This window comes from Metasolibacillus meyeri, assembly GCF_003049505.1.
GTDB lineage: Bacteria > Bacillota > Bacilli > Bacillales_A > Planococcaceae > Metasolibacillus > Metasolibacillus meyeri.
Genome location: NZ_PYWN01000034.1, coordinates 47119 through 58374, shown reverse-complemented (window position 1 = coordinate 58374; position 11256 = coordinate 47119). Strand labels below are relative to the sequence as shown.

The following is an 11256-nucleotide window of genomic DNA, read 5'->3' as shown; positions in this document are numbered from 1 at the left end:
AAATAGTTTAAATTATATATTTATAAGTATTATGTAGATATACTATTCTACAAATTAAAAAATATTTTTGGCTCTAAAAGATAAATAAGCTATAGAAACGAGCCATTTATCAAAAGTAGGTGATATTTTGAAAAGATCTTTAATAGCTTTACTAATCGTCCTACTTTTAGCCGCTTGTCAACCTAATGACGTAAAAAAAGTGCCGATAGGAGAAATTCATGTAGATAATCAAAATTATCAAATGGTCGACGCTGGGCATGAGTGGATAGATGGAAACGTAACCATACGTGCGCCAAGAATAGGAAAATCCATCTACGGATATGCTAGTCAATTCGAAACATTATCTGTTCCCAGTAACAATGAGTTACTATTAAAAATTAAAGAAAGCCCAGATACTATTGCAGTTCAACAATACAATAAAGACGGTGAAATGGAAATAGTTAATGTTATAGATAATAAAATTTTATTACCATCTGTTGAAGGCTACTATTTATATGAAGTTGTTGCACAGTGGGAAAATGGCAGTATGGTCACATTTGTATTTGATGTTGAGTTGTCTAATTAACATATAAAAAAATAGCAACCACCGAAATCGCTTTGGTGGTTGCTACTTTTTTATTTACGCTTGTTGCTTTTTGTTTTTGGCTACACTGAAGAAATAACCACCTGCTGCAATTGCTATTAATACAATCCAGAATGTCGCCTTCCACAGTGTTGAATGTGGGAAGTCATGTGGAATTAATGCTACTTTGTCGTGCGCTAATGTTAACACAACTAACTTTACCCCTACCCAGCCAACAATTAGAAATGCTGCTGTTTCAAGAGATGGTAGCTTGTTCAATACTTTTACAAACCATTGTGCTGCAAATCGCATGATGATTAAACCAATTAAACCACCTAGGAACATAACAGAGAATTGACCTGCGTTAATACCGCCAATATCGTATTCTGTCAAATGTGGTAATGTCACGGCAATTGCTACTGCTGCAAGCATCGAATCGATTGCAAAGGCAATATCAGCTAACTCTACTTTTACAACAGTCATCCAGAAGCCAGAGCCTTTCTTTTCCTTTCCTTCTTCTTCTTCTTCATCCTTCTTAAATTTCGTATCGTAAATATTTTTCGCTGAAATAAACAATAAATAAGCTGCTCCAAGTGCTTGAATTTGCCAATAGTTCACGAGCACTGTAATTAAAAATAGCGCAGCAAATCTAAAAACAAACGCTCCGAATAATCCGTAAAATAAAGCTTTCTTTTGTTGCTCATGTGGTAAATGCTTTACCATTACTGCCATAACTACCGCATTATCTGCTGCCAGCAAACCTTCCAATACAACAAGTACGATAAGTACCCATGCGTATTCTAATAATATTGTCTCCATTCTCTGTTCCTCCTTTACTTATTGTATACCCATTTTCATTCTTTTTAGGCAACAAAAAAGACCTCTGCCTAAAAAACAGGCAAAGGTCTTGCTAAGCAAATTTCATTGCTATCACACCCGATGGCTATCAACCATGTAATGACGAATGTGAAATAAGTTCATTAAGGCTGCATAACGCAGTCCCTCAGTTCTTATAGCTACTCCCCTTTGACATAATGTCAATGGATATTCAACTGTATTTTCATTATACTTGAAACTCTATTGTTTAGCAATCATTTTCTTTATCATAATATTTTATACACGAAAGGATAGCTATGAACGCTTGATTCGTTCAACCAACAGTAGGGAATGGAAAAGTCTCCACTGATTGAAGTTTCACTTTATATAACGTGTTTCTTTATCCATTAAGCTATAAATAATTGGCACAATTAATAAAGTAAGCACTGTTGATGCAAAAAGTCCGCCAATTACAACAATCGCCATTGGTTGGTTGAGTTCCGTTCCTTCCCCTATACCTAGGGCAAGTGGAATTAATCCAAGCACCGTCGTCAATGCTGTCATTAAAATTGGTCGCAAACGATCTTGACAAGCAATTAAAATAGCTTCATAGGATGGCTTCCCTTGTTCCTTTTGCTGATTAATATAATCCACTAGCACAATCCCATTGTTCACAACAATTCCTACCAAGACTAATATACCGATAATTGCTGTTATACCAAGCAATGTATTCGTGATAAATAAGGCGAGGGCAACCCCTACAATCATTAACGGAATGCTAAATAGCATAACGAATGGATATTTAAATGATTCAAACTGTGCCGCCAGCACGATATACACTAAAATAACAGCTAACAATATCGCAAGTATCATATCGTTTTTCGCGCTATCAAATAGCTCTCGATCTCCGCTAAATATAACGCGTGTCGTATCCTTTAATTGAATTCCCGCAATCGCTTGATCAACCTTTGCTGAAATACCACTTAACGATTCGGTTGTCGCATATTGAATGAAAAAGGCGACAGCCGAAGCTTGATCTGAGCGTCTAATCGATGTTGGTCTTTGTGCCAGCTCAATTGTCGCAACATCTTCTAGCGCCACAAAGAGACCTGCTGGTGTACGCAGCTTCATGCCTTTTAACGCCTCAATACTCTGATTAAATGTATCACCAAAGCTCGTCATAACAGGTAAAACAACGCCATCCTCTGCGATAATTTGCGTCGTATAAAGACCGCGCGTCATACTTCCTACGGTTTGGGCAATTTGTGCAGGCAACAAGCCATATTCCTTCGCTTGCTCTGGCTGAACCTCGATACGAACCTCCTCCACAGTGCTATCTAAATCTGTCGTTACTTCACTCACTGTATCAATTTCCGCTATAGCTTGTTGAATAGCTAACACCGCTTCTTGTAATTGCACTTCATTCGATTCTGTTACACGAAACGTTAATGTATTTGGTGCTGAGCCAGAGGATGAAGTTAAAGAAAATTCTAGTTCTGCACGTTGTCCTACAATTGCGGCTAAGTCCTGCTCCATCGTTTCTACAAGCTCAAAAATCGATTTGTTACGCTCTGCAATTGGCACAAGTTTAATATACAGCTCCGCTTCATTTGCTCGGCTCGTACCGCGCGACATTGATTGCTGGTTTCCTCCGATAACACTAACAATAACATCTACCTCTTGCAGTGGCTGTATGTAATCCTCGATATCCGCTACAACGCTTTCTGTCGTTTCGATAGAAGAGCCCGTTTGCAGCTGGACTTGCAATGACACATAGCCTTCGTCTGTCGCTGGAATAAATTCTGTACCTGTACGATAAAGCATAAAACTTGTCACAGCAAATAACAGTGCTGTCGTAATCAATACAACTGCTCGATTGCGCAATCCCCAGCGAATTATTTTACCATATACTTGATAAAACTTAGATTGCTGGCGTCTCTCGATTAAATTTGTCATCTTAGGCTTTAATAAATGGCTCGCTAACATCGGAATAACTGTTAAAGCGACAACGAGCGAGGCAAATAAGCTAAAGGCAATGGTTAATGCAAATTCTGTGAATATTTGTCCAATTAAGCCTGTAATAAAGACAACCGGTAAAAACACAGCAACCGTTGTTAATGTAGACGAAATAATGGCAAGGCTCACTTCCTTCGTACCATATAAAGTTGCTTCTCTCGGTGATTTGCCAAGTGCCATATGGCGTTCAATATTTTCAATTACTACAATCGCATTATCAATGAGCATCCCAATCCCTAATGCTAGTGCACCAAGCGTCATAATATTTAAAGAAAAATCCGCAAAATAAATGAGCACAAATGTCACGATAATTGAATAAGGGATTGCTATGCCAACAATCAGAGGACTAGTAATGCCTCGTAAAAAGACAAATAGTGTAAGCATCGCAAAGAGACCACCAAACAATAATGAGGACGTAATATTATTAATGGCTAACTTTACATAATCTCCTTGATCAAATAATAAGTGTGCCGTTACGTCTGCATATTGTGGCTGCTCTAATAATTTCTCTAAAGCGTCTTGAAAAGCATCCGACACTTGTGCTGTATTTGCATCTGACTGCTGCAACACTGAAATTAATAGTGCTGGATAATTATTTGCACGTGTAATGGTTGTTTGTGGCTGCTCTGTGCGTTCAACTGTAGCGATATCCCGCAACAACAGTGATTCACCCGTTAATGGGTTTACGGAAATAATTAGCTCTGCTATTTGTTCAGGAGAAGTAAATAGGCTCACAATGCGCGTCGTCAATTGTCGCTCTTCTACAGACACTGTTTCTCCTGGCAAAGAAATATTATTCGCCTGTACAAGCTGGATAATATCCGTTTGTGTTAAACCTTTTTCCTCTAATTTATCAGCATCTAAAGTAAGACGAATTTCCTCAACAATTTTTCCGGAAATATTAACGCTTGCTACGCCTTCTGTTCGCTTCAGCTCTTGCTCTAACGATTCTGCCATTTGCCGTAAATCAACATCTGCACTCTCTGCTTGCAAGCCTAACTGAATAATGGGAAACTGCGAAGGATCAAATTTCATAAAGGACGGCTTACCTACACCATCTGGCAATGAAACCATATCTAATCGCTGCATAATTTCCATTTGCATCACATTCATATCCGTCGTCCAGCTAAATTCAATAATCGTTAAATTGGCGCCTTCCTGTGCGGTAGATTGCAATCGCTTTATACCTGGCAACGTTGCCAAGCTACTTTCCAAAGGCTTCGTCACTTTTTCACTCACTTCAAGCGGACTCGCACCAGGATAACTCGTCACAACAACACCAATAGGCGGATTTAAATTCGGAATCAAGGTCACAGGTATTTTAAAAAGCGAAACAACTCCTAAAATAAGTACAAGCGCCATTGTTACAACTGTAAAAACAGGACGCCTCACAGAAAACTCAGTTACTTTCATTCCATATACTCCTTCATCTCAATTACTCTATTTTCACCTTCTTTATTTGTATTTATTCGACATGATGCGAGGGATTACCTGTTAAAGCGGCTGGAAAACTAGAATAACGCAAAAGCGGTGAAGTGAGTGATTTTATATCAGTTCAAAAGTAACAATTCGCCCAACCAATCGCCAAATTCGCCCAGCGAACAGAGGTAATCGCCCAACCAATGCCAGTTTTCACCCATTAAACTGTGAAATTCGCACAAAAACAGGGGCTGCTTGAAAAGGTAATACCTTTCCAGACAGCCCCTGCAGCTTTTTTTTACAACAAGCTATATAATTTAATATTTTCGTTTTTCTCTGAGAACCAACGCATTGCGAATTCGTTTTCGAATAAAAAGACTAAGTTATCAAAGCGGTCTTTTACAAGCATTGAGCGCGCAGAAGACATCGATTCCTTCACATCATCCTCATTTTCAATCCAACGCGCAATCTTGTTGCCGACTGGCTCCATTTTTACTTCCACATTATATTCATTTTTCATACGGTGCTCAAACACTTCAAACTGTAACTGTCCTACCGCACCTAACAATACTTCTTCTGTGTGTAATGTTTTATAATATTGAATAGCGCCTTCTTGCACGAGCTGTAAAATCCCTTTATGGAATTGCTTCGCTTTCATGACGTTTTTCGCACTAACACGCATAAATAGTTCTGGCGTGAATTGTGGTAGTTTTTCAAATTGGAATGCTTTCTTACCACCAACAACCGTGTCGCCAATTTGATAAGTGCCTGTATCATATAAACCAATGATATCACCAGCAACCGCTTCATCTACTATTTCACGATCATCCGCTAAAAACTGTGTCGACTGTGTTACTTTAAATGATTTTCCAGTACGTGCTAATGTCATATTCATTCCGCGCTCAAACTTCCCTGATACGATACGTACAAAGGCAATACGGTCACGGTGTGCTGGGTTCATATTCGCTTGGATTTTGAAAATAAAGCCCGAGAATTCATTGTACTCAACAGGGTCGATAAATTGCTCATCCTCTGTTATACGTGGCTGTGGTGTCGGCGCAAATTGTAAATACGTTTCTAAAAATGTTTGCACACCAAAATTCGTTAAAGCTGAACCGAAAAATACAGGTGTCAACTCACCACGGCGAATTTTCTCCTCTGAATATTCATTACCTGCTTCATTCAGCAATAAAATATCGTCCATTGCCTGTGAATAATAAGAAGTAACCTTCATTGGATGGTCAACTGCTAATCCACCTTCTTCATCAAGCGGTAAGAAGCGCTCTTCTTCTTCTGTACGAAACTGCTCCACACGTTTATTATAGCGGTCATAGATACCAAGGAATTCTTTCCCCATACCGATTGGCCAGTTCATTGGATAAGCGTTAATGCCTAGTACTTCCTCCAACTCCTCGATTAGCTCTAAAGGCTCTTTCCCTTGGCGATCCAGTTTATTGATAAAGGTAAAAATCGGAATACCGCGCATTTTACAAACTTTAAATAACTTTAATGTTTGTGCCTCAATCCCTTTTGCCGCGTCTACAACCATGACAGCACTATCCACTGCCATCAATGTACGATACGTATCCTCCGAGAAATCTTGGTGTCCTGGTGTATCTAAAATGTTCACACGATGTCCATTATAATCAAATTGCATGACAGAAGATGTAACCGAAATTCCACGTTGCTTCTCAATTTCCATCCAGTCAGAAGTTGCAAACTTCCCGGATTTTTTCCCTTTTACTGTACCCGCATCACGAATTGCACCACCGAATAATAATAACTTTTCTGTAATCGTCGTTTTCCCAGCATCCGGGTGACTAATAATCGCAAATGTGCGACGTGCTAATATATCTTGCTCTAAAGTCATAATTTTTTCCGTCTCCTTTTTCTATCCTAACTTATTTTAAAAGACTTTCCCTTGTTGTTACAACCTTTTTTCTTAGAAATTGTGTAATCTGATAGAAAATATAGCCTAGCACAATTGCAATTGCATTTAATATCACATCATCTATGTCTGTGCTACGTCCAATAAAAAGCTGACAACTCTCTATAAACAGCGGAATGGCTAATGCCAAAAGCAGCATTTTCCATGCGCTACGCATGTTTGTCCATAGTAAAGGAATAAAAAAGCCAAACGGAATAAACAAAATAATATTACCTGCTAAATTGTAAAAAGCAATTTCTGCGATTGGTCCATGTAGCTCAGCCATGTACAAAGAAATGGTACGAAAGGGGGTGAAATTATGACGTAAGAAAGTAGGCTCTAATTGCAAAACGATATGACCATTTTCAAACCAATATTCAGGCAAAATCGTTTGCGAAAAAATGCTAATGCAGAAGCAAAAAAATAATAGCATTGCTATTTCATATTGCTTATTCACAGGGCGTTTTCTCATCCAAAGAAAACGCAATAATCCATAAATCGGAAGTGTCAGCATACAATATAAATGCATGCTGACTAAAAAAGATTGAATCATATATACTGCTCCTTTAATTACTCTCTAAGAGAAAACGATGCATATGTACAAAAAGTTTCCAGTAAGCAACTATTCCATTTGCGCTAATTCCTCTTGAATCACTTCTTTTACCTCATCGTTCCCAACTGCACCGTTGTGGAATACGTTTGAATCAGCCCAATATAGTTGTCTGAATGATACACCGTTATTCAGCTCAATCTCTAAAAATACACGTTCGCCATCCATGGACTGCCAATCCCCCAATGGTAATAAATAAAATGCATTTAAAAATCGCTCCTTAGAAGACTGTGAGAATGTATGTATTCTACGCCCATCTTCCAAGCTTTCAATATAAATATTTTTCACAAGCTGATCCATCGGGTAAAGTTCTCCTACCGTCTTGGCCTGTTTATTCGTTTGCGCTATATATGCAACATTATTAGCCATAACTAACAATTCTGACGGATAGCCTGTTACTTCATAAATCACTGTGCCCTCCTCTAAATGAGCAGCATGCCCATTTTGCATTTTATGATTGCTGCATGCATGATCTGCCATTTTGTATGTCACTTGCCCAATTTCCTCGCCCTTTTCAATTGTTACTGAGAGACTTTCATCCACTGAATCTGGAAAATAATGCTCATACTTTATATCATCAATCATTAATACATCGACCCATTCAATGATCGTATTTGGGGGGCATTGTTTCAATAAAGGAACCCCATGACAGCTAGATAATATAACAGCAAGAAACGAAATCATTAGCACCTTTTTCACATTCAGCCCTCCCACGACCATGTTATAGTTTAATTATAAAGTGGATAAGGAGTGATGTATAGATGAAGCAGAAAATCAAATTAGCCGTACATGAAGCCTATACTGCGATGTACAATGCGCTAAAGGATGAGCAAATATACGCAGCTGTTTTAGTAACAGATAGTGATTGTGGTAGCCTCTATTTAACGCTGGGAACGGAAAAATCCCTTATTCAAATTGGAGAAAGCTATGAGGATAATCCTGAAGATTATCGCTTTTTGAAAGATGAATTTTTACATGAAGATGATACAGATTTATTGCAAAAAGTCAGCCGTGAGCTATTAGACAGAGCATTAACTGCTGATGAACAATTTTCCATACATAAAGCGTCCATTCATAAGGTAATGAGCGATACGATGTATGAATTAAAGCAAGAAGGTGTTATTGATGAACAGATCTTTACGTTTATTTCAGTGACAGATGATGCTGATGATGAAAGGTTGGAAATATCGTCAGCCAAACGCTGTAATCCAAATCATCCATTACTCCCTGCCTTTTTGCGTAATTGGCAGCGTTAATTCAAAAGGCTATCTGAAAACAAATTTCCAGATAGCCTTTTAAATTGTGTGTAAATTGTGTGTGTGCCTGGCACCTACACAAATTTCACTTTCCCTTCAGCAATCGCAATTTCCGTATCGCTATGTGGGTATTTTGTATTTTCGATAATTTGGTAATCTTCATGACCCTTACCAGCAAAAATGATGATATCACCTGCTTCTGCTATATGAATTGCGTGGCGCACTGCTTCCGCACGATCGCCGATACATGCGTATTGCTCATGCAACATCCCCTTGGCTAAATCACCTGTAATGCTGCTATATTCCTCATAGCGTGGGTCGTCTGTCGTTAAAATCACGTAATCTGCAACGGATGCTTTTGCTGCCATTGTTGGGCGCTTTGATTTATCACGATTGCCGCCTGTGCCAATTAAGAAAATTAATTTGCTGTTTTCACCTTTATACGGCAATGCCGCATTAATGGCTTTTTCAATCGCATCTGGCGTATGTGCATAGTCGATAAAAATTTGAATTGGCAAATCGGTATGCACCTTTTCCATGCGTCCTTTCACTGGTGGAAGTTGCTCGATTTGCTGAACAATCTCAAATAATGAAAACTGGCGTGCATATAGAGCGGCAGTTGCCGCTAAGACATTATAAACATTGAACTCTCCAAGCAAATGCATCGAAACATCGTAGCTGCCTTCAGGCGTTTGCATTGTAAAATGCGTCATCCCATCCTCATAACGGCAATTTGAAGCATGAAAATCAGCATCGCTATGTAGTCCATATGTCCAAACAGGAAACGGTGTTAACATTTCATAATGTGCTGACCAATCGTCATCCGCATTTAATACAACATGCTTATCTTTGCGCAAATCTTGACCTAGCTGTGCAAACAACAGCCCTTTCGTATTACCATACGCCTCCATCGTGCCATGAAAATCTAAATGATCGTGCGTTAAATTCGTAAAAATTGCTACATCATAATCAACGCCTGCTAAGCGACCTAACGCTAAGCCATGTGACGACACTTCCATTACCATTGCGTCACACCGTTCTGCTTTTGCACGATAAATCATTTGTTGTGTGCTTAGTGCATCACTTGTCGTATTGGCAGATTCGTAAAGCGTGCCATTTAAATTAAAGCCAATTGTCCCTGCAAGTGCTGATCTTTTACCTAGTCCCATCAAAATATTATGGAGTATCCCTGTAACACTCGTCTTGCCGTTTGTCCCTGTTACACCAATCATGAGCAACTCTTCAGATGGATAGCCGAAAAATCGAGCTGAAAGTAAACCAAGTGCTCGTTCTGTACTTGGTACGATCAGCTGCGCTACATTGCCTACTAGCTGTAATTCTCGCTCTACGACAAGCAGCGTCGCACCAGCATCAACCGCCTTTTGCGCATAGTCATGCCCATCTACTGTATAGCCTTTTATACAAATAAACGCACTTTGCGGCTGTACACTTCTTGAGTCAACCGCAATATCTTCAATATAGCTAGGCAATACGCCAAGTATTTTCTTTTGTGGAATGGCACTCAATAATTCCTCTACGCGCATTCACTATTCCTCCATTTCCACCATTGGTGATGTCACATACGCATATAATAATGCAGCTGTTGCCTGTAATGAATCAACATGTGTACGCTCATACGCATGTGATGCCTCAATGCCTGGTCCAAACAAAGCATGGCGAATATCAAAACCTGCTCGAATGGCCGCTGAAGCATCTGAGCCGTAATATGGATAGATATCTAGCTTATAAGGAATGCTCTTTGTCTTTGCTAGCTGTACTAAATGCTGTGTTAATTCATAATGATACGGACCTGTCGCATCTTTCGCACAAATTGAAACTGTATACTCATCAGACGTTTGACCGTCACCAATTGCCCCCATATCTACTGCAATATACTCAACAACTTGTGCGGGGATATTAGAGTTGCCACCATAGCCAATCTCCTCATTGTTTGAAATATAAAAATGCGTCGTATAAGGCAGTTTCACATTATGTGTTTTTATATATTTCATTAATTGCAATAACAATGTTGTGCTCGCCTTATCATCTAAATGACGCGATTTGACAAAGCCTGATGCCGTTTCCTCATAGCGCACATCAAACGATACAAAATCACCAACTTCAATGCCTAAAGCACGCGTATCCTGTGCACTCAACACCTTTTCATCAATACGAACCTCAATATGGTTTTCATCGCGCTTTAAACTATCTGCACCACGATATACATGCACCGTCGTTTCATGCATTAAAATTGTGCCACGCACCGACTTGCCATCCGCTGTATGAATTGTACAGTATTCGCCCTCTACAGCATTCCAATTAAAGCCACCAATCATTGCGAGCTTTAAACGACCGCTTGACTTCACTTCCTTCACCATTGCTCCTAGCGTGTCTGTATGCGCTGTTAGCAGACGATGCTGGTCATTATTTTCCCCTTCGAATGTAACAATGATTGCTCCTTTATTTGTCTTTGTATAAGGAATATGATGCTCCTTTAAAAAATCGCCCATAAAGCGCATAATATTTGTTGTATAACCAGATGGACTTGCAATTTTTACTAATTTCTCTAATAATGATAATGTTTCTTGTTGATTAAATAGATTCGTCATAAAAACCCTCCTAATATCCTTTATCACGCATAAATGGACTG

General features: G+C 39.1%; 9 protein-coding genes. 2 read left to right on the top strand and 7 right to left on the bottom strand.

Annotated elements, in window-relative coordinates; all coding sequences use genetic code 11:
• Positions 1 to 127: 127 nt before the first annotated feature.
• Complete coding sequence (locus C9J34_RS05460; RefSeq protein ID WP_107838853.1) at positions 128 to 565, top strand: lipoprotein; 438 nt, start codon at positions 128 to 130, stop codon at positions 563 to 565.
• Between the two features lie 54 nt (positions 566 to 619).
• On the opposite strand, the gene C9J34_RS05455 is transcribed toward C9J34_RS05460, so the two are convergent.
• The 5 genes from C9J34_RS05455 to C9J34_RS05435 form a co-directional block, all read right to left on the bottom strand.
• Positions 620 to 1381 carry a TerC family protein gene (locus C9J34_RS05455; RefSeq protein WP_107838852.1) on the bottom strand — a complete coding sequence of 254 codons (762 nt, stop codon included), beginning with the start codon at positions 1379 to 1381 and terminating at the stop codon, positions 620 to 622.
• A 375-nt stretch (positions 1382 to 1756) separates the two neighbouring features.
• Positions 1757 to 4807: an efflux RND transporter permease subunit gene (locus C9J34_RS05450; protein ID WP_107838851.1), complete on the bottom strand. Its 3051-nt coding sequence runs from the start codon at positions 4805 to 4807 to the stop codon at positions 1757 to 1759.
• 304 nt (positions 4808 to 5111) lie between these two features.
• A complete protein-coding gene (locus C9J34_RS05445; RefSeq protein ID WP_107838850.1) occupies positions 5112 to 6683 on the bottom strand; it encodes a peptide chain release factor 3 in 1572 nt (523 codons plus the stop codon).
• A gap of 31 nt (positions 6684 to 6714) precedes the next feature.
• Entirely contained in the window at positions 6715 to 7293 is a 579-nt protein-coding gene (locus C9J34_RS05440; protein ID WP_193768898.1) for a VanZ family protein, read from the bottom strand.
• Between the two features lie 69 nt (positions 7294 to 7362).
• On the bottom strand, positions 7363 to 8049 hold the full coding sequence (locus tag C9J34_RS05435; protein WP_238600574.1) for a hypothetical protein: 687 nt from the start codon (positions 8047 to 8049) through the stop codon (positions 7363 to 7365).
• A gap of 62 nt (positions 8050 to 8111) precedes the next feature.
• Here C9J34_RS05435 and C9J34_RS05430 point away from each other — a divergent pair, with 62 nt between their 5' ends.
• Positions 8112 to 8606, top strand: coding sequence for a DUF4303 domain-containing protein (locus C9J34_RS05430; protein ID WP_107838848.1), 495 nt, complete (start codon positions 8112 to 8114; stop codon positions 8604 to 8606).
• A 74-nt stretch (positions 8607 to 8680) separates the two neighbouring features.
• Here C9J34_RS05430 and C9J34_RS05425 read toward each other — a convergent pair whose 3' ends face one another.
• Positions 8681 to 10150, bottom strand: coding sequence for a UDP-N-acetylmuramoyl-L-alanyl-D-glutamate--2,6-diaminopimelate ligase (locus tag C9J34_RS05425; protein WP_107838847.1), 1470 nt, complete (start codon positions 10148 to 10150; stop codon positions 8681 to 8683).
• Positions 10151 to 10153: 3 nt separating this feature from the next.
• The gene (locus C9J34_RS05420) at positions 10154 to 11215 is read right to left on the bottom strand and encodes a M42 family metallopeptidase (RefSeq protein WP_107838846.1); all 1062 of its coding nucleotides are present in this window, start codon (positions 11213 to 11215) and stop codon (positions 10154 to 10156) included.
• Positions 11216 to 11256: the final 41 nt, after the last annotated feature.

Bases quoted from the DNA above. Each gene is read 5' to 3' on its own strand.
- C9J34_RS05455 (WP_107838852.1), bottom strand. From the start codon at position 1,381: ATGGAGACAATATTATTAGAATACGCATGGGTACTTATCGTACTTGTT.
- C9J34_RS05450 (WP_107838851.1), bottom strand. From the start codon at position 4,807: ATGAAAGTAACTGAGTTTTCTGTGAGGCGTCCTGTTTTTACAGTTGTA.
- C9J34_RS05445 (WP_107838850.1), bottom strand. From the start codon at position 6,683: ATGACTTTAGAGCAAGATATATTAGCACGTCGCACATTTGCGATTATT.
- C9J34_RS05440 (WP_193768898.1), bottom strand. From the start codon at position 7,293: ATGATTCAATCTTTTTTAGTCAGCATGCATTTATATTGTATGCTGACA.
- C9J34_RS05430 (WP_107838848.1), top strand. From the start codon at position 8,112: ATGAAGCAGAAAATCAAATTAGCCGTACATGAAGCCTATACTGCGATG.
- C9J34_RS05425 (WP_107838847.1), bottom strand. From the start codon at position 10,150: ATGCGCGTAGAGGAATTATTGAGTGCCATTCCACAAAAGAAAATACTT.
- C9J34_RS05420 (WP_107838846.1), bottom strand. From the start codon at position 11,215: ATGACGAATCTATTTAATCAACAAGAAACATTATCATTATTAGAGAAA.